This is a genomic window from Rhodococcus sp. SORGH_AS_0301, from assembly GCF_030818285.1.
Lineage (GTDB): Bacteria > Actinomycetota > Actinomycetes > Mycobacteriales > Mycobacteriaceae > Rhodococcoides.
Genome location: NZ_JAUTAC010000002.1, coordinates 1,724,255 through 1,746,496 on the forward strand (window position 1 = coordinate 1,724,255; position 22,242 = coordinate 1,746,496).

At 69.8% G+C, this 22,242-nt stretch carries 21 protein-coding genes; 20 read left to right on the top strand and 1 reads right to left on the bottom strand.

The window, feature by feature from the left end:
• The first annotated feature begins 3 nt into the window (after nucleotides 1-3).
• The 8 genes from alaS to aroB all read left to right on the top strand — a co-directional run bounded on the left by alaS (nucleotide 4) and on the right by aroB (nucleotide 9,161).
• The gene (alaS, locus tag QE397_RS08790) at nucleotides 4-2,676 is read left to right on the top strand and encodes an alanine--tRNA ligase (RefSeq protein ID WP_307092887.1); all 2,673 of its coding nucleotides are present in this window, start codon (nucleotides 4-6) and stop codon (nucleotides 2,674-2,676) included.
• 2 nt (nucleotides 2,677-2,678) lie between these two features.
• Nucleotides 2,679-3,257, top strand: a complete 579-nt coding sequence (gene ruvX / locus QE397_RS08795; protein ID WP_051613214.1) for a Holliday junction resolvase RuvX — start codon at nucleotides 2,679-2,681, stop codon at nucleotides 3,255-3,257.
• Nucleotides 3,254-4,603 carry an endolytic transglycosylase MltG gene (gene mltG / locus QE397_RS08800; protein ID WP_307092890.1) on the top strand — a complete coding sequence of 450 codons (1,350 nt, stop codon included), beginning with the start codon at nucleotides 3,254-3,256 and terminating at the stop codon, nucleotides 4,601-4,603. Before ruvX ends, mltG begins: the two co-directional genes overlap by 4 nt.
• On the top strand, nucleotides 4,600-5,439 hold the full coding sequence (locus QE397_RS08805; protein WP_307092892.1) for a shikimate dehydrogenase: 840 nt from the start codon (nucleotides 4,600-4,602) through the stop codon (nucleotides 5,437-5,439). Before mltG ends, QE397_RS08805 begins: the two co-directional genes overlap by 4 nt.
• A gap of 79 nt (nucleotides 5,440-5,518) precedes the next feature.
• On the top strand, nucleotides 5,519-6,070 hold the full coding sequence (locus tag QE397_RS08810) for a prepilin peptidase (protein WP_056444731.1): 552 nt from the start codon (nucleotides 5,519-5,521) through the stop codon (nucleotides 6,068-6,070).
• A gap of 12 nt (nucleotides 6,071-6,082) precedes the next feature.
• On the top strand, nucleotides 6,083-7,270 hold the full coding sequence (gene aroC / locus QE397_RS08815) for a chorismate synthase (protein ID WP_027505250.1): 1,188 nt from the start codon (nucleotides 6,083-6,085) through the stop codon (nucleotides 7,268-7,270).
• 98 nt (nucleotides 7,271-7,368) lie between these two features.
• Nucleotides 7,369-8,055, top strand: a complete 687-nt coding sequence (locus QE397_RS08820; protein WP_235578935.1) for a shikimate kinase — start codon at nucleotides 7,369-7,371, stop codon at nucleotides 8,053-8,055.
• Nucleotides 8,052-9,161 carry a 3-dehydroquinate synthase gene (gene aroB / locus QE397_RS08825; RefSeq protein ID WP_027505251.1) on the top strand — a complete coding sequence of 370 codons (1,110 nt, stop codon included), beginning with the start codon at nucleotides 8,052-8,054 and terminating at the stop codon, nucleotides 9,159-9,161. Before QE397_RS08820 ends, aroB begins: the two co-directional genes overlap by 4 nt.
• 12 nt (nucleotides 9,162-9,173) lie before the next feature.
• Here aroB and QE397_RS08830 read toward each other — a convergent pair whose 3' ends face one another.
• Entirely contained in the window at nucleotides 9,174-9,767 is a 594-nt protein-coding gene (locus QE397_RS08830) for a B-4DMT family transporter (RefSeq protein ID WP_222631037.1), read from the bottom strand.
• A gap of 119 nt (nucleotides 9,768-9,886) precedes the next feature.
• On the opposite strand from QE397_RS08830, the gene QE397_RS08835 reads away from it, so the two are divergent.
• From QE397_RS08835 to gmk, 12 genes are all read left to right on the top strand, one after another.
• Nucleotides 9,887-10,996 carry a Xaa-Pro peptidase family protein gene (locus QE397_RS08835; protein WP_307092895.1) on the top strand — a complete coding sequence of 370 codons (1,110 nt, stop codon included), beginning with the start codon at nucleotides 9,887-9,889 and terminating at the stop codon, nucleotides 10,994-10,996.
• A gap of 100 nt (nucleotides 10,997-11,096) precedes the next feature.
• Nucleotides 11,097-11,660 (top strand): elongation factor P, encoded by a 564-nt coding sequence (gene efp / locus QE397_RS08840; protein WP_027505254.1) that lies wholly within the window; start codon nucleotides 11,097-11,099, stop codon nucleotides 11,658-11,660.
• A complete protein-coding gene (gene nusB, locus QE397_RS08845) occupies nucleotides 11,661-12,221 on the top strand; it encodes a transcription antitermination factor NusB (protein ID WP_307092898.1) in 561 nt (186 codons plus the stop codon).
• Between the two features lie 90 nt (nucleotides 12,222-12,311).
• Nucleotides 12,312-12,887, top strand: coding sequence for a bifunctional pyr operon transcriptional regulator/uracil phosphoribosyltransferase PyrR (gene pyrR, locus QE397_RS08850; protein ID WP_027505255.1), 576 nt, complete (start codon nucleotides 12,312-12,314; stop codon nucleotides 12,885-12,887).
• Nucleotides 12,884-13,843, top strand: coding sequence for an aspartate carbamoyltransferase catalytic subunit (locus QE397_RS08855; RefSeq protein WP_307092900.1), 960 nt, complete (start codon nucleotides 12,884-12,886; stop codon nucleotides 13,841-13,843). Before pyrR ends, QE397_RS08855 begins: the two co-directional genes overlap by 4 nt.
• Nucleotides 13,840-15,156, top strand: coding sequence for a dihydroorotase (locus tag QE397_RS08860; protein ID WP_307092902.1), 1,317 nt, complete (start codon nucleotides 13,840-13,842; stop codon nucleotides 15,154-15,156). Before QE397_RS08855 ends, QE397_RS08860 begins: the two co-directional genes overlap by 4 nt.
• On the top strand, nucleotides 15,157-15,660 hold the full coding sequence (locus tag QE397_RS08865) for a hypothetical protein (protein ID WP_027505258.1): 504 nt from the start codon (nucleotides 15,157-15,159) through the stop codon (nucleotides 15,658-15,660).
• Nucleotides 15,657-16,811: a glutamine-hydrolyzing carbamoyl-phosphate synthase small subunit gene (carA, locus tag QE397_RS08870; protein ID WP_307092905.1), complete on the top strand. Its 1,155-nt coding sequence runs from the start codon at nucleotides 15,657-15,659 to the stop codon at nucleotides 16,809-16,811. The genes QE397_RS08865 and carA overlap by 4 nt, the downstream gene beginning before the upstream one ends.
• Complete coding sequence (gene carB / locus QE397_RS08875) at nucleotides 16,811-20,215, top strand: carbamoyl-phosphate synthase large subunit (RefSeq protein WP_051613218.1); 3,405 nt, start codon at nucleotides 16,811-16,813, stop codon at nucleotides 20,213-20,215. The genes carA and carB overlap by 1 nt, the downstream gene beginning before the upstream one ends.
• Complete coding sequence (gene pyrF, locus QE397_RS08880; RefSeq protein WP_307092908.1) at nucleotides 20,212-21,054, top strand: orotidine-5'-phosphate decarboxylase; 843 nt, start codon at nucleotides 20,212-20,214, stop codon at nucleotides 21,052-21,054. Before carB ends, pyrF begins: the two co-directional genes overlap by 4 nt.
• 192 nt (nucleotides 21,055-21,246) lie before the next feature.
• The gene (gene mihF, locus QE397_RS08885) at nucleotides 21,247-21,567 is read left to right on the top strand and encodes an integration host factor, actinobacterial type (protein ID WP_027505261.1); all 321 of its coding nucleotides are present in this window, start codon (nucleotides 21,247-21,249) and stop codon (nucleotides 21,565-21,567) included.
• 73 nt (nucleotides 21,568-21,640) lie between these two features.
• A complete protein-coding gene (gene gmk, locus QE397_RS08890; protein ID WP_056445214.1) occupies nucleotides 21,641-22,210 on the top strand; it encodes a guanylate kinase in 570 nt (189 codons plus the stop codon).
• Nucleotides 22,211-22,242: the final 32 nt, after the last annotated feature.

Genomic DNA, 22,242 nt, shown 5'->3' on the forward strand with positions numbered 1-22,242 from the left:
TCCGTGCAGACTCACGAGATTCGCCGTCGTTTCCTCGACCATTTCGAGAAGCTGGGACACACCCCCGTCCCCAGCGCCTCGCTGGTCCTCGACGACCCGAATCTGCTGTTCATCAATGCCGGCATGGTGCAGTTCGTCCCGTACTTCCTCGGGCAGCGCACCCCGCCGTTCGCGCGTGCCGTGAGTGTGCAGAAGTGTGTGCGCACCGGCGACATCGAGAACGTGGGCGTGACCACCCGCCACAACACGTTCTTCCAGATGGCCGGCAACTTCTCGTTCGGCGACTATTTCAAGCGCGAGGTCATCGGCTTCGCGTGGTCACTGCTCACCTCGTCCGTCGAGGACGGTGGCTACGGCTTCGATCCCGAGAGGATCTGGGCCACAGCGTATCTCGACGACGACGAGGCCATCCAGATCTGGAAGGACGTCGCCGGTCTGCCCGACGAGCGCATCCAGCGCCGAGGCATGGCCGACAACTACTGGTCCATGGGCATTCCCGGACCCTGCGGGCCGTGCTCGGAGATCTACTACGACCGCGGACCCGAGTTCGGCAAGGAGGGCGGTCCGGAGGCGGACGAGGACCGCTACATCGAGATCTGGAATCTCGTGTTCATGCAGAACGAGCGCGGACAGGGGACGTCGAAGGACGACTTCGAGATCCTGGGGCCGTTGCCGCGCAAGAACATCGACACCGGTATGGGTGTCGAGCGCGTGGCGTTCCTGCTGCAGGACGTCGACAACGTCTACGAGACCGATCTGGTCCGTCCCGTCATCACCGAGGCCGAGGCACTGTCCGGCCGTCGGTACGGGGAGAACCACGACGCGGACGTACGGTTCCGCGTCATCGCCGATCACGCCCGCACCGCGGTCATGCTCATCGCCGACGGCGTGACGCCGGGCAACGACGGCCGTGGCTACGTGCTGCGGCGTCTGCTGCGCCGGATCGTGCGCAGCGCACGCCTGCTCGGTGCCGAGGACCCCTCGATGGCGCGGTTCGTCACGGTCGTCCGCGACACGATGGCCGAGTCGTACCCGGAACTGGTCGAGGACTTCGCGCGCATCGAGTCCGTCGCCGTCGGCGAGGAGAAGGCGTTCCTCGCGACCCTCACGTCCGGATCGCGCCTTTTCGACAACGCTGCTCAGGCCGTGACCGCGTCCGGCGGCACCCGCATCAGCGGTGACGAGGCCTTCGTCCTGCACGACACGTACGGCTTTCCCATCGACCTCACACTCGAGATGGCGGCCGAGGCGGGCCTGCAGGTCGACGAGGCCGGATTCCGCACGCTCATGGCGGAGCAGCGTAACCGTGCGAAGGCCGATGCGCAGTCGCGCAAGCACGCGCACACCGACCTGACGGTGTACAAGGAGTTCGTCGACCGTGGTCCCACCGAGTTCACCGGTTTCGACGAGCTGGACAGCGAGGCAACGGTTCTCGCGATCATCGCCGGGGGCGTGCGGGTGCCCACCGCCGCTGCGGGGGAGAAGGTCGAGGTCATCCTCGACCGCAGCCCGCTGTACGCCGAGTCCGGCGGACAGCTCGCGGACATCGGCACCCTCACGGGCCCGGGACTGAGTGTCACCGTGGGCGACGTGCAGAAGATCGCGAAGACCGTGTGGGTGCACAAGGTCACCGTCGACGAGGGGCAGCTCACCGAGGGCGACGTCGTCACCGCGCACGTCGACCAGCAGTGGCGCCGCGGCGCCACCCAGGGACACTCCGGCACGCACATGGTGCACGCCGCACTCCGCCAGATCCTGGGCCCGAACGCGGTACAGGCCGGATCGCTGAACAAGCCCGGCTACCTGCGGTTCGACTTCACGTACCAGGGTGCGCTGTCGGAGTCGCAGCGCGAGGACATCGAGTCCGTCACCAACGACGCCGTCGCGTCCGACTTCGCGGTCAACACCTTCGTCACCGATCTCGACGACGCCAAGGCCATGGGGGCGATGGCGCTGTTCGGTGAGAACTACGGCGACGAGGTCCGGGTCGTGGAGATCGGCGGACCGTTCTCGATGGAACTGTGCGGCGGCACCCACGTCCAGCACTCGTCGCAGATCGGCCCGGTGACGCTCCTCGGGGAGTCGTCGGTCGGGTCGGGCGTGCGACGCGTCGAGGCCTTCGTCGGCCTCGACTCGTACAAGTACCTCGCCAAGGAGCGCGCGCTGCTCGCCGGTGTCGCCTCGTCGCTCAAGGTGCCCACCGACGAGGTGCCCGCGCGGATCGAGAACCTCGTCGAACGGCTCCGCGTCGCCGAGAAGGAGCTCGAGGCCACTCGCGCCGCCGCCGTGCTCTCGTCCGCCGGGTCCTACGTCGACACGGCGCGCCGGGTCGGGTCGCTGCTCGTCGTCGCGGAGCCCGCGCCGGCCGGCGTCGGTGCCGCGGATCTGCGCACCCTCGTCGGCGACGTTCGCGGCCGGTTCGGCACGCAGCCCGCGGTGGTGGCGCTGTTCGGAGACGTCGACGGCAAGGTGCCGTTCGTCGTGTCGACGACCAAGGCCGCGCAGGAACTCGGCGTGAAGGCCGGTGAACTGGTGGGTGCCTTCGGTCCGAGCATCGGCGGCCGCGGCGGTGGCAAGGCCGACACCGCGCAGGGAGCCGGGTCCGACGCGTCGGGTATTCCGGCGGCGATCGAGGCTCTGCTCGGTCGCGTCACCGAGATCGCCGGGAACTCCTGACGGTGGCCGCCGGCAGCTCCGCGCCCGACCGGCCGGGCGCCGACGACCCGGGGCGGGGGCGGCGGCTCGCGATCGACGTCGGGAGCGTGCGCGTCGGGGTGGCGTCCTCCGATCCCGACGGCACCCTCGCCACACCCGTCGAGACGGTCCCGCGCGCGGCGAAGACACACACCGACTCGGCCGACGTCCAGCGGATCGTCGCGCTCGCCGAGGAGTACGAGGCCGTCGAGATCATCGTCGGTCTACCGCGCACTCTGCGCGGCGAGCGCGGAACCGCCGCCACGCTGGCTGTCCGTTTCGCCCGAGTCCTGCACCGTGCGCTGCCCGGCGTGCCGGTGCGGCTGTCCGACGAACGCTTGACTACGGTGAGTGCCGCGCGTGGTCTTCGAGACAGCGGCGTCCGCGCGAGAGACCAACGGTCGATGATCGACCAGGCGGCGGCGGTCGCCATCCTGCAAGGGTGGCTCGACGAGCGCCGCAGTGTCCTGGCGCGAGAGATGGTCGCCCAGGCGAACGAGGAGGGGGCAACGGTGCCCGAGAATCACGGTCCGGAGCAGGACACACCGGGGACGACCCCGTGACGGACGACGGTCGTGGACAGCGGCCCGGCCGACGCGACGAGTGGGACACCGACGAGCTGAATCTCCCGGTCGACGACCTGCGCCGTCAGCCGCTCGCCGACGACCGCCGCGCCCGTCCTGCGCGAGTGGCGTCGGGTCCCGGTGACCGCCCGAGCCGCGCGAGCCGCGCGGACACCCGCCGCGACCGCGCCGCGGCCGGTCGCAAACGTCGCTCGCGCATCATCGGCGGACTCGGTGTGCTGGTCCTGGTCGGCCTCGTGGCCGTCGGAGGTGTGTGGGGAGTGTCGAAGTTCACCGGCGGCGGGGCCGCGGTCGCGGAGGACTACCCGGGTCCCGGCGGCGACGCCGTGGTGGTGCAGGTCGCCTCGGGCGACACCGCACAGGAGATCGCGACCGAGATGGCGGACAAGGACGTCACCGCCAGCTCGGCGGCCTTCTACGAGGCCGCGGTCCAGAACACCGCGATGACCTCCGTGCAGCCCGGTTTCTATCGGATGCGCTCGCAGATGGCGGCGACCGACGCCGTCTCCGCACTGGTGGACCCGGCATCGCGAGTGGGCCAGATCCAGATCGCCGAGGGCCGTCAGCTGCACGACTCGACCGACGTCAACACCGGCGCCGTCCGCAAGGGCATCTACACGCTGATCTCCGAGGCCAGTTGTGCTGTCGGAGAGGGTCTTCCGTGCGTGACATACGACGACCTGAACCTCGCGGGTGCGGGGGACGATCCTTCCGCACTCGGTGTCGCCGACTGGGCGACCGACGCGGTGCGGCAGGTGCCGGATCGCGATCGTCAGCTCGAGGGGCTCATCGCCGCGGGCACGTTCAACTTCGACCCCAGCGCCGCACCGACGGACATCCTGCGTCAACTCGTGTCCGAGAGTGCTGCGATCTACGAGGACACCGGTCTACTGGAGGCAGGCGCCTCCTCGGGTCTCGACCCGTACCAAGTGCTCGTGGCGTCGTCCCTCATCGAGCGCGAGGCGTTGCCGCAGGACTTCGCCAAGGTGGCGCGCGTCATCCTCAACCGTCTCGCCATCGGGCAGCGTCTGGAGTTCGACTCCACGGTCAACTACTCGCTGGACACCACCGAGGTGGCCACCACCGACGCCGACCGTGCGAACGTCACGCCGTGGAACACGTACGCCAAAGAGGGTCTGCCGGCGACGCCGATCTGCTCTCCCGGTGTGGCAGCGGTGCAGGCCGCCGAGGCTCCCGAGCCCGGCAACTGGCTCTACTTCGTCACCATCAACGCCGCCGGTGAGACGCTCTTCACCGACGACTACCAGGTGCACCTGGACAACATCACGAAGGTCGAGGGCGGGTTCCTCGACAGCGGCCGGTGACGTCCGTCTCCGACGCCTCGTCGACGAGGCGCGCGGCCGTTCTGGGGTCGCCGGTGGCGCACTCGCGTTCACCGATCCTGCACGCGGCGGCGTACCGGGAGCTCGGGCTCACCGGGTGGACCTACGAGCGGGTGGAGTGCACCGCGGAACGGCTTCCGGAGTTCGTGGACGGCCTCGGCCCCGAGTGGGTGGGACTGTCGGTGACGATGCCGGGCAAGTTCGCGGCTCTGGCCTGTGCGACCGAACGAACGCAGCGCGCAATCGCTGTGGGCTCGGCGAACACCCTGGTACGCACAGACTCGGGCTGGCGCGCCGACTGCACCGACGTCGACGGTGTCACGGGCGCCCTCGGCACGGTCGGTGTCCGTGACCTGTCGGGAGCGTCGGTGGTCGTCGTCGGGGCGGGCGGAACGTCCCGCCCGGCGCTCGTCGCTCTGCGTGATCTCGGGGCGAATGCGGTCACCGTCGTCTCGCGGGACGAGGAGCGGGCGGAGGGAGCTCTGGTCTGTGCGCGCGACGCCGGTCTCACCGCCCGGTGGAGTGCACCGGATGACGACGCGCTGCCGCGAGCGGTCGCGGACGCGGCAGCCGTGGTGTCCACCGTCCCGCCCGAGGGCGGCGCTGCGATGATCGACGCACTGCGCGGGACGCGCGTGCTGCTGGACGCGATCTACCACCCGTGGCCCACGCCGCTGGCCGCCGCGGTCGAGGAGTCCGGTGGCGTCGTCGTCGGCGGCCTCGCGATGCTGCTGCACCAGGCATTCGGTCAGGTGGAGCAGTTCACCGGTATGCCTGCCCCGCGTGCTGCGATGGAGCGGGCTCTGCGGGAGTCCTGACCATCCCCGGGTGCGCCGTCGTCCCCGGGCGGGTCGCCGCGGCACGGATCATGGGAGTCACCGGTGCCACCGTGACTGCATGACCGTCCTCCTCGGATCCGCGCTGTGTTGCCTCGCTCTTCTCACCGTCGGTCGGTGGGTGACGCCGACGGTGCCCGACCTGCTCGCGGCCGCCGTCGTCGGTGCCGCGCTCGGCGCGGTCACCACCGACGTGGCGATCCTCGCGGTCGGGGCGTGGTCCTGTGCCGTCGCGCTCGTCGACCTGGTCCGTCACCGCCTGCCGGACGATCTGACGCTGCCCGCCGCGGGTGCGGTGCTCCTGGCAGCCGCCCACCAGGGTGGGGGCGAGTCGGCGCTCCTCGGCGGCCTGGCTCTGGCCGGTGTCCACCTCGTCGGGTCGGTGGCGTCACCCGGATCGATCGGAGGCGGCGACGTCAAGCTGTGTCTCGCACTCGGGGGACTGGGCGCGGTCTCGGGGCCGTCCGTGTGGACCGTGGCCGCCGTGCTGGCACCGACGACGACGCTGGTGCTGGCGGCGATGACGGGACGAACCGGGGGAGCGGCGGGGATTCCGCACGGACCCGCTCTGTGTGCGGCGACCCTGGTGGCGTGGGTGAACGCCGGGACGTGAAAAGATCGATCCGTGTTGCGATGGATCACTGCCGGAGAATCTCACGGCCCTGCCCTGGTTTCCATTCTCGAGGGCATGGTGGCCGGAGTCGAGGTGACCTCCGAGGACATCGGAGCTCAGCTCGCCCGACGACGCCTGGGCTACGGCCGCGGCGCCCGCATGAAGTTCGAGGCCGACAAGGTCACCGTCATCGGCGGTGTCCGGCACGGCTCGACGCTCGGCGGTCCCGTCGCCATCGAGATCGGCAACACGGAGTGGCCGAAGTGGGAGACCGTCATGGCGGCCGACCCGGTCGATCCCGCCGTGCTCGCCGACCTCGCGCGCAATGCGCCCCTGACCCGTCCGCGCCCCGGCCACGCCGACTACTCGGGCATGCTCAAGTACGGCTTCGACGACGCCCGGCCCGTGCTCGAACGCGCCAGCGCACGGGAGACCGCCGCCCGCGTCGCGGTCGGCACCGTCGCGCGACAGTTCCTGAAACAGGTCCTCGGCGTCGACGTCCTGTCGCACGTCATCTCGATCGGCGCGTCCGACCCGTACGAGGGCCCGGAGCCGTCGGCGGGAGACATCGAGGCGATCGACGCCAGCCCCGTGCGGGCGTTCGACGCCGTGGCCGAGCAGTCCATGATCACCGAGATCGAAGCGGCCAAGCGCGACGGGGACACCCTCGGCGGCATCGTCGAGGTGGTCGTCCACGGCCTTCCCGTGGGACTCGGCTCGTTCGTCACCGGCGACAGCAAGCTCGACGCGCAGCTCGCCGCGGCACTCATGGGCATCCAGGCCATCAAGGGTGTCGAGGTCGGCGACGGGTTCGAGACCGCACGCCGCCGCGGCAGCGCCGCCCACGACGAGATCCTCCCCGGCCCGGACGGGATCGTCCGCACCACCAACCGCGCCGGCGGCATCGAGGGCGGCATGACCAACGGCGCCCCGCTGCGGGTGCGCGCGGCCATGAAGCCCATCTCCACGGTTCCGCGTGCCCTGGCGACGGTGGACATGTCCACCGGCGAGGGTGCGGTGGCCATCCACCAGCGCAGCGACGTCTGCGCCGTGCCGGCCGCGGGGGTCGTCGCGGAGACCATGGTGGCTCTGGTGCTCGCCCGCGCCACGCTGGAGAAGTTCGGAGGCGACTCCGTCGCCGAGACCGCCGGCAACGTGCGCCGCTACGTGGAGAACGCGCAAGCCCGTCCGCCGCGATGACCGGGCAGGCCGGAGGCCGGTCGCAGGATGCCGGGCAGGCCGGAGGCCGGTCGGGGGAGACCGGTGAGGCCGGGGAGGTCTCCGGTCCGCCGCGTGCAGTGCTGATCGGGCCACCCGGCGCCGGGAAGTCCACCATCGGCCGACGGCTGGCTCAGGCCCTGGGCACGCAGGTGTACGACACGGACGTGGCCATCGAGAAGGACACCGGCCGCACCATCCCGCAGATCTTCGCCGAGAGCGGTGAGGCGGAGTTCCGTGCCATCGAGGAGCGCATCGTGCTCGATGCGCTGCGCACGTATCCGGGCATCGTGTCCCTGGGCGGTGGGGCGATCCTGTCCTCGCGCACTCGTGCGGCGCTCCGCGGTCACACCGTCGTCTACCTCGAGATCAGTGTCGGCGAGGGCCTCCGGCGCACCGGTGCGACCAGTGCCAACGCTTCACGACCCCTCTTGGCCGGCTCGGACCCACGGGCGAAGTACCGCGAACTGATGCGCACTCGGCGACCCCTGTACCGCGAGGTGTCCACCATCCGTGTCCGCACGGACGGCCGCAGCCCCGCTCGCGTCGTCACCGCTGTGCTCGGCCGTCTCGGCGTCGCCCCCGCCGACCGCGTCCCCGCGCCGGCCGCACCACCGCAGCGGACCTCGCCGCGGCGCCGGATCCGGCGCAAGGGCGGACGTCCGATCCCCACCGATCCGGGACCGTTGCCGCGGCAGTCGGCACCACGGACCGGCCGTACCCGACCACCGCAGGATCCACCCCCAGCACAGGAGACGCTCTCGTGACAGAACCTGTTCGTATCGACGTCCGGACGGCGAACCCGTACCCCGTGATCATCGGTCGCGGTCTGCTCACCGACCTGGTGGAGCAGCTCGCGGGCACGCGCACCGTCGCGATCTTCCATCAGCCTCCGCTCGCCGAGACCGCCGAGGCCGTCCGAGCAGCACTGGCGGACAACGGGATCGACGCACACCGCATCGAGATCCCCGATGCCGAGGACGGCAAGGAACTGGCCGTCGCCGGCTTCTGTTGGGAGGTGCTCGGCCGCATCGGTCTGACGCGGAGCGACGCCGTGGTCAGCCTGGGCGGCGGCGCGGCCACCGATCTCGCCGGCTTCGTCGCGGCCACCTGGATGCGCGGCGTCCGCATCGTGCACGTGCCCACCACGCTGCTCGCCATGGTCGACGCGGCCGTGGGAGGCAAGACCGGCATCAACACCGACGCCGGGAAGAACCTCGTCGGTGCCTTCCACGAGCCTGCGGCCGTCCTGGTGGACCTGGCGACCCTCGAGACGGTGCCGCACAACGAGATCGTGGCCGGGCTCGCCGAGGTGATCAAGACCGGATTCATCGCCGACCCGGTGATTCTCGACCTCATCGAGGCGGATCCCGCTGCCGCGCTGGACCCGACGGGCGAGGTGTTGCCCGAGCTGATCCGGCGCTCCATCGAGGTGAAGGCTCGGGTCGTCGCGGCCGATCTCCGGGAGTCCGATCTTCGCGAGATCCTGAACTACGGCCACACCCTGGGACACGCCATCGAGCGCCGCGAGAAGTACAAGTGGCGCCACGGCGCCGCGGTCTCCGTCGGTCTGGTGTTCGCCGCCGAGCTCGGACGTCTCGCGGGGCGACTGTCGGACGATGTCGCCGACCGGCACCGCAGCATCCTGCAGGCGGTGGGACTGCCCGTCAGCTACGACGCGGACGCGTTCGCCCATCTGCTGTCGGGCATGCAGACGGACAAGAAGAACCGCAACGGGCTGCTGCGCTTCGTCGTGCTGGACGGACTGGCCAAGCCGGGCCGCCTCGAAGGACCGGATCCGGCGCTCCTGGCAGCCGCGTACTCCGCAGTGGCGCGTGAGGAGCCGACGACGGGGTCGTCGATCTTCCTCTGACGACGGGGTCGGTCAGGAGGAGCGGTCGCCCTTCGCGAGGTTCGGGCGCCGATCGGAGTCCCGGACCGGCGCGAAGACCTCGGTGTCGGCGTCCGACTCGCCCCGTGCGGGTGCTCCGGAGGTGACGCGGTCGCGCTCGGTCGCGTCCTCCTTCTTGCCCGGCCGCAGGTCCTCCTGCTTGTCGTCGCCGCGTCCGGCCAGCCAGCGGCCCACCGTGACGGCGATGACCGTGGGGATGAAGACGAGCAGAATCGTGAACGCTGCGCCGGAGGTGACCTCGAAGAAGAGGGAGTTGCTGCTCACCGCGAGGTTCGCCACCGCCGAGAACACCCAGCAGACGAGCCCGGCGAGGACACCGGCCACGACCGACGCCTTCAGCCACAGCATCGTGAAATCGGTCCGGCCCTCGCCGTGGTCACCGCGGCGGTGCGCGTTGATCCCGTCGATTCCGCCCCACACGACGGCCACGAGAACGACGGCGGCCAGCGTGATCATGCGCAACACGGACCCTTGCGCGGGCCAGGCGGAGACCGCCAGCGCGAGCAGCACTCGTGCCACCACATGAACCAGCGCCATCCCCACACCGCGAACCACCCACCCAGTCATGCTGCACACAGTAATCACCCCGGTCGGTCGCGTGTGCTTCTGCCCACATATCCGGGTGCGGTGTCGTCGGGCGGACCGGTGTCGCCGGCCGTCGGTGACGGCGGCGGTAGGTTCGAGAGATGCCGTCCTCCGACCGCGCCGCACGGCGCGACGCCCTCCGAGAACTCGTCCGCGACCGGGAGGCCGACGCGCTCCTGGTGACCGATCTGCTCAACGTCCGCTACCTCACGGGGTTCACCGGTTCCAATGCCGCGCTGCTGCTGAGTGCGCACGATTCCGCCTCCGACGAGTCCGGCACCGTGGTGTGCACCGACGGTCGGTACGTGACGCAGGTGGCCGAGCAGGTGCCCGACCTCGCGTCGGTGATCGACCGCGCGGGCCCTGTTCGCCTGCTGCAGGACGCCGGCGGTGCGCGGGGCGGGCAGACCGTCGGATTCGAATCGCACGTCGTGTCCGTCGACGAGCATCAGGCATGGTCCGACGCCGCGTCCTCGCTCTCGCTCCAGCGCATGCCGCGCCTGGTGGAGAAGCTGCGGATGATCAAGGACGAGAGCGAGATCGACGCGCTGCGACGCGCCTGCGGTGTCGCCGACGCCGCGCTGGCCGCGTTGATCGAGCGGGGCGGCATCAGCGCCGGCCGGACCGAGAAGCAGGTCGCGATCGATCTGGAGTTCCTCATGCTCGAGCTGGGAGCGCACGCCATCTCGTTCGAGACCATCGTGGCCGCGGGCGCACACTCGGCGGTGCCGCACCACCGCCCCACCGGTGCGGTGCTCGAGCAGGGTGACCTGGTGAAGCTGGACTTCGGCGCGGAGGTGGACGGGTACCACTCCGACATGACGCGTACCTACGTGCTGGGCACCCCCGCGGACTGGCAGCGCGAGCTGTACGCCCTCGTCGAACAGTCGCAGGCCGCCGGACGCGCCGCCGTCCTCCCCGGCGCCGACGTGCAGGCGGTGGACGGAGCGGCTCGCTCGGTCATCGTGGACGCCGGGCACGGGGACAAGTTCCTGCACGGACTCGGCCACGGCGTGGGACTCGAGATCCACGAAGCGCCGGGAATCGGTGCCACCGGCACCGGTACACTGCTCTGCGGTGCTGCGGTGACAGTCGAGCCCGGCGTGTACTTCTCCGGTCGCGGAGGCGTACGGATCGAGGACACGCTCATCGTTCGAGAGAACGAGCCGGAACTGCTGACGCTCACCAGCAAAGAGTTCACCGTTCTGTAGGCGAGGGCCTGCCGACCAGTGCTTGTCAGGCCCGGAGGCCGTGCGCGGCGTCCGGGTACCGAGAGACCGAGACGACAGTCGACGAGGAGACGCGAAGCAAGTGGCTTCCACCAGTGATTTCAAGAACGGACTCGTTCTCAACATCGAGAACCAGTTGTGGTCCATCATCGAGTTCCAGCACGTCAAGCCTGGTAAGGGACCGGCCTTCGTGCGCACCAAGCTCAAGAACGTCACGTCGGGCAAGGTCGTCGACAAGACCTTCAACGCGGGCGTCAAGGTCGAGACCGCGACGGTCGACCGACGCGACATGACGTACCTCTACCACGACGGTTCGGACTACGTCTTCATGGACGGCGACACCTTCGACCAGATCTCCGTCGCCGAGGCGACCATCGGCGAGGTCTCGCGCTTTCTGCTCGAGAACATGAAGGTCCAGGTGGCGATGCACGAGGGTCTGCCGCTGTACGTCGAGTTGCCGGTCACGGTCGAGCTGATCGTCCAGCACACCGATCCGGGTCTGCAGGGCGACCGCTCCACCGGTGGCACCAAGCCGGCGACCCTCGAGACGGGTGCCGAGATCAACGTGCCGCTCTTCATCAACACCGGCGACAAGCTCAAGGTGGACTCCCGCGACGGCAACTACCTCGGGCGCGTGAATTCCTGAGTGAGCGAGCCTTCCAAGAACCCTGCCGCACCGGGCAAGCCGGCGGCGAAGAAGCTCGGAGCACGGCACAAGGCGCGTAAGCGCGCCGTCGACTTCCTCTTCGAGGCCGAGGCTCGGGATCTCGATCCCGTGGTGCTCGCGACCGAGCGCGGCGAGCTGTCCGCTCACGAGGAGACGGTGGCGCCGGTCAACGCGTACACCACGACTCTCGTGACCGGAGTGGCCGAGAACCTCGACCGCGTCGACTCGGTCATCGGGGATCACCTGCACCAGTGGACTCTCGATCGTCTCCCCGCCGTCGACCGCGCGATCCTGCGCGTCGCGGTGTGGGAACTGCTGAACGCGGTCGACGTCCCGCCGGTGGTGGCCGTCGACGAGGCGGTCGAGCTGGCCAAGCAACTCTCCACCGACGACTCGCCGTCCTTCGTCAACGGGGTGCTGGGCCAGATCGTGCTCGTCGCACCCCAGGTGCGCGCCGCCGCAGCGGCGCGTCCGGCGGCGCAGAGCCGGCCCGTGACGGAGAACACCGCCGACGAGGCCGTACCGCCCGCCTCGAGCTGAGTTCGAGCCCGGCGTGGTTGGTATAGTCACCGCGTCAGACATCCTTTAACGATCCGTCCAGTGAGGCGGAGAAGGAGGTCACCTGTTCTCGTGTCCTCAGACGAGCCCGGTACCCCCGGTCCAGCAGGCCAGTCCCGCGAGCTGTTGTCGTCGGCGGACGTCGGCCGCACCATCGCCCGGATGGCCCACCAGATCATCGAGAAGACCGCGTTCGGCTCGGCCGACGCCGCTCCGCTGGTTCTCGTGGGTATCCCCACTCGCGGTTCCACTCTCGCCACGCGCCTCGCGGCGCGGATCGAGGAGTACTCCGGACTCCGCCCGCCGGTCGGCTCTCTCGACATCACGCTCTACCGCGACGATCTGCGCAGCAAGCCCCATCGCGCGCTCGAGCGCACCTCGATGCCCGACACCGGTGTGGACGGCGCCCTCGTCGTGATCGTCGACGACGTGCTGTTCTCCGGCCGATCGGTGCGCGCCGCGCTCGACGCTCTCCGCGATCTCGGGCGTCCGCGGGCCGTGCAGCTCGCGGTGCTCATCGACCGTGGCCACCGCGAACTCCCGCTCCGCGCGGACTACGTGGGCAAGAACGTGCCGACCGCGCGCACCGAGGACGTCTCGGTGCTGCTCGACGAGCACGACGGTCGAGACGGGGTGGAGCTCTCGTGAGTGCCCGGCACCTGCTGTCGACGATGGACCTGAGCCGCGACGACGCCACCGACATCCTGGACGAGGCGGAGCGCTTCGAGCAGGCGCTGCTCGGCCGCGACGTGCGCAAACTCCCCACCCTGCGCGGCAAGACGGTCATGACCGTCTTCTACGAGAACTCGACGCGCACCCGGGTGTCGTTCGAGGTCGCGGGCAAGTGGATGAGCGCGGACGTCATCAACGTCAGCGCGAGCAGCTCCTCCGCGTCGAAGGGTGAGTCGCTGCGCGACACCGCCCTCACGCTGCGAGCGGCCGGCGCGGACGCCCTGATCGTGCGGCACCCCGCGTCCGGTGCGGCGCACCGCATCGCCCAGTGGACGGCCCTGCCCGACGGATCGGGTCCGGCCGTGATCAACGCCGGCGACGGCACGCACGAGCATCCCACCCAGGCTCTGCTCGACGCGCTGACGCTGCGCCAGCGTCTCGGCGGAATCGAGGGCCGCCGCATCGCCATCGTCGGTGACGTCCTGCACAGCCGCGTCGCCCGGTCCAACGCGTTCCTGCTGGCCACGCTCGGTGCCGAGGTGGTGGTCGTCGCGCCGCGCACTCTGCTGCCGGTCGGCATCGAGACCTGGCCCGTCACCGTGGCACCGTCGCTCGACTCCGAGCTGCCGGCGCTCGACGCCGTCATGATGCTGCGCGTCCAGGCCGAACGCATGAACGGTGGCTTCTTCCCGTCGGCGCGGGAGTACTCCATCGGATACGGGTTGTCGCAGAAGCGGTTCGATCTGCTCCCCGACCACGCGGTGGTGCTGCACCCCGGTCCGATGCTCCGCGGCATGGAGATCGGCTTCTCGGTCGCCGACGCACCCGAGACCGCCGTCCTGCAACAAGTCCAGAATGGAGTGCACGTGCGTATGGCAGTGCTGTTCCGCCTGCTCATCGGGTCCGAGCCGACACCGGGACTCGCGCGATGAGCGGGACCGTGGTGCTGCGCTCGGTGCGCCCCTACGGCGAGGGTGATCCCGTGGACGTGGTGGTGTCGGGCGGTGTCATCGACGCGATCGGCGCGGACGTCACCGTTCCCGAGGGAGCCGAGATCGTGGACGGTGCCGGTGGCGTTCTGTTGCCCGGCTTCGTCGATCTGCACACCCATGTCCGGGAGCCGGGCCGCGAGGACACCGAGACCATGGAGACCGGTTCCGCCGCAGCAGCTCTCGGCGGATACACCGCCGTCTTCGCGATGGCGAACACCTCTCCGGTCGCGGACTCCGTGGTGGTCACCGACCACGTGTGGCGTCGCGGCCAGGAAATCGGGCTGGTCGACGTCCACCCCGTCGGCGCCGTCACCGTGGGCCTGCAGGGCAAGGCCCTGGCGGAGATGGCCACCATGAACGCCGGTGTCGGTGCGGTCCGGATGTTCTCGGACGACGGTCACTGCGTCGCCGACCCACTGCTGATGCGCCGTGCCCTCGAGTACGCGGCCGGCCTGGGAGTGCTCATCGCCCAGCACGCCGAGGAGCCGCGGCTCACCGAAGGTGCCGTCGCCCACGAGGGTCCGACCGCGGCGCGCCTGGGTCTCACCGGATGGCCCCGGTCCGCGGAGGAGTCCATCGTCGCCCGCGACGCGATCCTCGCGCGGGACGCGCGCAGCCGCGTCCACATCTGCCACGCCTCCACCGCCGGCACCGTGGAGCTCCTCGACTGGGCGAAAAAGCAGGGCATCGCCATCACGGCCGAGGTGACACCGCACCATCTGTTCCTGGACGACTCGCGTCTCGAGACCTACGACGCCGTGAACAAGGTGAACCCGCCGCTGCGGGAGGCCTCCGACGTCCAGGCACTCCGCGCGGCGTTGGCCTCGGGTGTCGTGGACTGCGTGGCCACCGATCACGCGCCACACGCCGAGCAGGACAAGTGCTGCGAGTTCTCGCAGGCCCGGCCCGGCATGCTCGGTCTCGAGACCGCCCTGTCGGTGATCGTCACGACCATGGTGGAGACCGGTCTGCTCGACTGGCGCGGCGTCGCACGGGTCATGAGCGAGCGACCGGCGGAGATCGTCGGGCTCACCGACCAGGGTCGGCCCATCGCGGTCGGAGAGCCCGCCAACCTGACGATCGTCGACCCGGACGTCCGGTGGACCGTCGTCCCGAAGGATCTGGCCTCGCTGTCCGCCAACACCCCGTACGAGTCGCTCGAGCTGCCCGCGAAGGTCACCGCGACGCTGCTGCGCGGACGGATCACCAGCCGCGACGGAGTCGCGGCCGCGCCATCGGGAGGGATGAACTAGATGGACAGAGTGCTGTTGGTGGTCGGCTTCCTCGTGTTCTGGGTCGCCATGATCGGCCTGATCATCTGGGGCTGGAAGAACCGTCAGAAGCGTCAGGCCGACGCGATCGGAACCCTGCCGGCCGTGCCGGAGCAGCTCGGCGCCGTCGTCACCCCGGCCTGCACAGGTCTGTACGTGGGATCGACGTTGGCCCCGAGCTGGCAGAACCGGATCGCCGTGGGCGACATGGGCCATCGCGCCACCGGAACGCTGACGCGCTACGAGACGGGCATCCTGCTCGAGCGCACGGGGGAGTCCGACATCTGGATGCCCGCCGACTCGCTCCGCGCCGTGCGGACCGAGCGTGGCCTCGCCGGCAAGGTCATGACCAGGGACGGCCTGCTGGTCGTCCGCTGGGAACTGCCCACCGGCACCGAGATCGACACCGGCTTCCGAGCCGACGACAAGACGGTCTACCCGCAGTGGGTGGACGACACGAGCAGTGACGAGAAGGAGACCGCGTGAGCACCCAGGACGCCGCGGCACTGGTCCTCGAGGACGGGCGCATCTTCCGTGGCACCGCGTTCGGAGCCCGGGGTTCGACCCTGGGCGAGGCGGTGTTCTGCACCGGCATGACCGGCTACCAGGAGACGCTGACCGATCCGAGCTACCACCGCCAGATCGTGGTGGCCACGGCCCCGCAGATCGGCAACACCGGCTGGAACGGTGAGGACAACGAGTCCGTCGGACGCACCGGCAACGCCGACGACTCCCGTATGTGGGTCGCCGGGTTCGCTGTCCGCGACCCCAGCCGCCGCAGCTCGAGCTGGCGCTCGACCGGCACCCTGGGCGAGGAGATGGCGCGGCAGGACGTCGTCGGCATCGCCGAGATCGACACCCGCGCGCTGGTGCGGCACCTGCGCACCCGCGGGTCGATGAAGGCCGGCATCTTCTCCGGCGATGCCCTCACCGACGTCGACGCGTTGATCGAGACCGTGCGCAGCCAGCCGAGCATGGTGGGTGCGGACCTGGCGGGCGAGGTGAGCACGACCGAGGGGTACACGGTCGACCCCGAGGGCGAGCCCCGGTACTCGGTCGTCGCGGTCGACCTCGGCATCAAGTCGAACACGCCGCGCATGTTCGCGCAGCGGGGAATCCGGGTCCACGTGGTCCCGGCGAACGCCGACATCGACCAGGTGCGGGCACTCGGCGCGGACGGCGTGTTCCTGTCCAACGGACCGGGCGACCCGGCCACCGCGGACTCCGTGGTGCGGCTGACCGAGCAGGTGCTCGGCGACGGCACCCCGCTGTTCGGCATCTGCTTCGGCAACCAGATCCTCGGCCGCGCACTCGGCCGCTCCACCTACAAGATGACCTTCGGTCACCGGGGCATGAACATCCCGGTGATCGAACACGGCACGGGCCGCATCTCCATCACGGCCCAGAACCACGGGTTCGCGCTCGAGGGCGAGGCCGGCGAGGAGTTCGACACCCCCTTCGGCCGGGCGATCGTCAGCCACACGTGCGCGAACGACGGCACCGTCGAAGGTGTCCGTCTGCTCGACGACTCGGCGTTCTCGGTGCAGTACCACCCCGAGGCCGCGGCCGGTCCGCACGACGCCGAGTACCTCTTCGACCGTTTCCTGCAGCTCCTCGACAAGAAAGCCGGCCAGTAATGCCACGGCGCACAGACCTCCAGCACATCCTGGTCATCGGATCCGGACCGATCGTCATCGGTCAGGCCTGCGAGTTCGACTACTCCGGAACGCAGGCCTGCCGTGTGCTCCGCGAGGAGGGCCTGCGGGTCAGCCTCGTGAACTCGAACCCGGCGACGATCATGACGGACCCCGAGTTCGCGGACTCCACCTACGTCGAACCCATCACGGCGGAGTTCGTCGAGAAGGTCATCGCGAAGGAGAAGGCCGAGGGCCATCCCATCGATGCGGTGCTCGCCACCCTCGGCGGCCAGACGGCGCTCAACTGCGCGGTGGCGCTGCACGAGCAGGGGATCCTCGAGAAGTACGACGTCGAGCTCATCGGAGCCGACTTCGAGGCGATCCAGCGTGGTGAGGATCGCCAGAAGTTCAAGGACATCGTCGCGAAGGTCGGCGGCGAGAGTGCCCGGTCGCGTGTCTGTTACACGATGGCCGAGGTGCACGACACCGTTGCCGAACTCGGCCTGCCCGTCGTCATCCGGCCCAGCTTCACCATGGGCGGGCTCGGCTCCGGCATGGCGTACACGACCGAGGATCTCGAGCGTCTCGCCGGCGGCGGACTGGCCGCGTCGCCGTCCGCCAACGTGCTCATCGAGGAGTCCATCTACGGGTGGAAGGAGTACGAGCTCGAGCTGATGCGCGACAACCGCGACAACGTGGTGATCGTGTGTTCGATCGAGAACGTCGACCCGATGGGTGTGCACACGGGCGACTCCATGACGGTCGCTCCGGCGATGACGCTCACCGACCGCGAGTACCAGAAGATGCGCGATCTGGGCATCGCCATCCTCCGCGAGGTCGGCGTCGACACGGGCGGATGCAACATCCAGTTCGCGATCGATCCGAAGGACGGTCGTCTGATCGTCATCGAGATGAACCCGCGCGTCTCGCGGTCGAGTGCACTCGCCTCGAAGGCGACTGGATTCCCGATCGCCAAGATCGCGGCGAAGCTCGCGGTGGGGTACAGCCTCGACGAGATCGTCAACGACATCACGGGCGAGACACCGGCCTGTTTCGAGCCGACGTTGGACTACGTCGTCGTCAAGGCGCCGCGCTTCGCGTTCGAGAAGTTCCCGGGCGCCGACGCCACCCTCACGACGACGATGAAGTCGGTCGGCGAGGCGATGAGCCTGGGCCGCAACTTCACCGAGGCGCTCGGCAAGGTGCTGCGGTCGCTCGAGACCAAGGCCACCGGATTCTGGACCACGTCGGACGAGGTGCTGGCAGGGGACCGGGCGCACGATCTGCAGGCGGTGCTCGCCGACCTGAAGGTTCCCACCGAGGGACGCATCTACGACGCCGAATTGGCACTGCGCCTCGGCGGCACCGTCGAGGAGGTCGCCGCCGCGTCCGGTATCGACCCGTGGTTCATCGACGAGATCGCCGGTCTGGTGGAACTGCGGACCCGGCTGCTCGACGCTCCCGTCCTCGACGAGAACCTGCTGCGTCGGGCGAAGCACTCGGGCCTGTCCGATCGGCAGATCGCGGCACTGCGTCCCGAGCTCGCGGGGGAGGACGGGGTGCGCTCGCTGCGCCACCGGCTGGGAGTGCGGCCCGTGTTCAAGACCGTCGACACGTGCGCCGCGGAGTTCGAAGCGAAGACGCCGTACCACTACTCCACCTACGAGCTCGATCCCGGCGCGGAGACCGAGGTGGCCCCGCAGACCACGCTCGGCAAGGTGCTCATCCTGGGCTCCGGTCCCAACCGCATCGGCCAGGGCATCGAGTTCGACTACTCGTGCGTGCACGCGGCCACGACGCTCTCGGCCGCCGGCTACGAGACCGTGATGGTGAACTGCAACCCCGAGACCGTCTCCACCGACTACGACACGGCGGATCGTCTGTACTTCGAGCCGCTCACGTTCGAGGACGTGCTCGAGGTGTACCTGGCGGAGAAGGAGTCGGGCGAAGGTGGACCAGGTGTCGTCGGTGTCCTATGCCAGCTCGGTGGGCAGACGCCGCTCGGTCTCGCGCAGCGACTGCAGGACGCCGGTGTGCCGATCGTCGGCACGTCGCCCGAGGCGATCGACCTGGCGGAGGACCGCAAGGAGTTCGGTGAGGTGCTCGTCGCCGCCGGTCTGCCCGCGCCGAAGTTCGGCACGGCCACCACGTTCGACGGCGCGAAGCGCATCGCGAGCGAGATCGGCTACCCCGTGCTCGTGCGTCCGTCGTACGTGCTGGGCGGACGCGGCATGGAGATCGTCTACGACGAGGCGTCGCTGGACGACTACATCTCCCGCGCCACCGAGCTCACGCCGGAGCACCCCGTGCTGGTGGACCGGTTCCTCGAGGACGCGATCGAGATCGACGTCGACGCCCTGTGCGACGGCACCGAGGTCTACCTCGGCGGCGTCATGGAGCACATCGAGGAGGCGGGCATCCACTCCGGCGACTCCGCGTGCGCGCTGCCCCCGATCACGCTCGGCCGCACCGACATCGACGCGGTCCGCCGATCGACGGAGGCGCTCGCGTTCGGGATCGGGGTCCGCGGGCTGCTCAACGTGCAGTACGCCCTCAAGGACGACGTGCTCTACGTGCTCGAGGCCAACCCTCGTGCGAGCCGCACGGTGCCCTTCGTCTCCAAGGCCACGGCGGTGCCGCTCGCGAAGGCCGCGGCCCGTATCGCTCTGGGCGCGACCATCGCGGAGTTGCGGGCGGACGGCGTGTTGCCGCCCACCGGTGACGGCGGGCACGCTGCCTTCGATGCACCGGTCGCGGTCAAGGAGGCCGTGCTGCCCTTCAACCGGTTCCGCAAGGCGGACGGCAGTGGCGTCGACACCCTCCTGAGCCCCGAGATGAAGTCGACCGGCGAGGTCATGGGAATCGACGCGGACTTCGGGACCGCGTTCGCGAAGAGCCAGACCGCCGCGTACGGCTCGCTGCCGACGACGGGGTCGATCTTCGTGTCCATCGCGAACCGCGACAAGCGGTCGATGGTGTTCCCGGTCAAGCGGCTCGCCGATCTGGGCTTCCGCATCCTCGCGACCGAGGGAACGGCGGAGATGCTGCGCCGCAACGGCATCAGCAGCGACGTGGTGCGCAAGCACTCCGACGTGCTCGAGGACGGCGAGCGGACCATCGTGGACCTGATCCGCGAGGGGGAGGTCGACATGGTGTTCAACACACCGTTCGGCAACTCCGGCCCGCGGGTCGACGGGTACGAGATCCGCAGCGCCGCGGTGGCGCGCAACATCCCGTGCATCACCACCGTGCAGGGTGCCGCGGCCGCGGTGCAGGGGATCGAGGCGAGCATCCGCGGCGACATCGGGGTGCAGTCGCTCCAGGATCTGCACAGCTCGCTGACGACGTACCTGCGAGCGGGCACCGGGCCGACGGCCACGACCGACCCGGTCACCCCTCGGTGACGGGAAGTCCGGAGGCCGGGGTGTGGCGCAGGAAGCTGACCGCGGCCGTCCGGTCGCGGGGACGCCTGTGTGTCGGCATCGATCCGCACTCCGCAATCCTCGCGTCCTGGGGCCTCGACGACACCGTGGCGGGCCTCGACCGCTTCGCGCGGATCTGCGTCGAGGCGTTCGCGTCGGACATCGGGGTGGTCAAGCCGCAGGTGGCGTTCTTCGAGCGCTTCGGGTCCGGTGGACTCGCCGTGCTCGAGCGGACCATCGCCGATCTGCGTGCGGCGGGCGTGCTCGTCGTCGCGGACGCGAAGCGTGGGGACATCGGGTCCACGTCGGAGGCGTACGCCCGGGCGTGGCTGGACCCGTCCTCACCACTCGCCTCGGACGCCGTGACGGTCTCGCCCTACCTCGGGGTGGGTGCGCTGACGCCGTTCGTCGAGCAGGCGACTGAGCACGGTTGCGGCCTGTTCGTGCTCGCACGCACGTCGAATCCCGAGGGCGCGGCGCTGCAGCAGGCGGTCACCGCCACCGGTGCGAGCGTCGCGCAGGCCGTGGTCGACGAGGCCGCGGCGGTCAACACGCGGGCGAACGACGACGTCATGGGTCTCGTGGTGGGTGCGACACGCGGACACGGGCTCGATCTGCGGACGTTCTCGGGGCCGATCCTCGCGCCCGGACTCGGCGCCCAGGGTGCCACCGCGCAGGACCTGCCCTCCCTGTTCCAGGGTTCGTCAGAGTTGTTGCTGCCCAACTCTTCCCGCGACGTCCTGCGACACGGTCCGGACGTGGCCGCTCTACGGGAGGCGGCGATCGTCGCTCGCGACACCGTCGAGCACGCCCTCGCATAGACCACCATCGCGGCGACACGGCGGCGGGGGGCAAGTTCGCAATCGGCGCCCTGCCCGGGTACGGTCGCTATCGCCGCTGGTCAATCCGGTGGCAGTGACTGGATGTACCAGAACGGCCGGCTCGCGCACATCGCGTGACGCGGGTACGGAATGCACTTCTCGACAGAGATTCACCGATGAGACGGAGGAACCGTGGCCCTTCCCCAGTTGACCGATGAGCAGCGCGCTGCTGCCTTGGAGAAGGCGGCACAAGCTCGTCGTGTCCGGGCTGAGCTCAAGGAACGCCTCAAGCGCGGCGGCACCGACCTCAAGCAGGTCCTCAAGGACGCCGAAGAGGACGAGATCCTCGGCAAGATGAAGGTGTCCGCACTGCTCGAGGCTCTGCCCAAGGTCGGCAAGGTCAAGGCTCAGGAGATCATGACCGAGCTGGAGATCGCACCCACCCGCCGCCTGCGCGGACTGGGCGATCGTCAGCGCAAGGCGCTTCTCGCCAGGTTCGACTTCGAGGCCTGACAGCGACGTGTCGACCGACAACGAGTCGACGGCAGTGTCGAGCGAGGACTCCTCGCTCAGGAAGGGCCGGCTGGTGGTACTGGCCGGCCCTTCCGCCGTCGGTAAGTCCAGTGTGGTCGCGAAGGTGCGTCAGCAGCTTCCCGATCTGTACTTCAGCGTGTCGGCGACGACGCGCGATCCCCGCCCCGGCGAGGTGCACGGACAGGACTACCGGTTCGTGGACGCAGCGGAGTTCGATCGCATGATCGAGGCCGGTGATCTCCTCGAATGGGCGGAGATCCACCGTGGCCTGCACCGCAGCGGTACGCCCGCCGAGCCCGTGCGTCGCGCGCTCGCCGCCGGTGAGCCGGTTCTCCTCGAGGTGGATCTGCAGGGTGCGCGCGCGGTCCGTGCCGCCGCCCCGGAGGCTCTGCTCGTGTTTCTCGCGCCGCCCTCCTGGGACGTGCTGGTGGGTCGGCTCACCGGCCGCGGCACCGAACCGCAGGACGTCATCGAGCGTCGGCTCGAGACCGCGCGCGAGGAACTGGCGGCCTCCGACGAGTTCGACACGGTCATCGTGAACGACGATGTCGACCGAGCGTGCGCGGAGTTGGTATCCTTGTTGGTCGGTGGCGTCCCGAACGGTGAGTTCGGGACCGCGTGACCGCACAGGTAACACCAGTTTTCTCTTCCGAG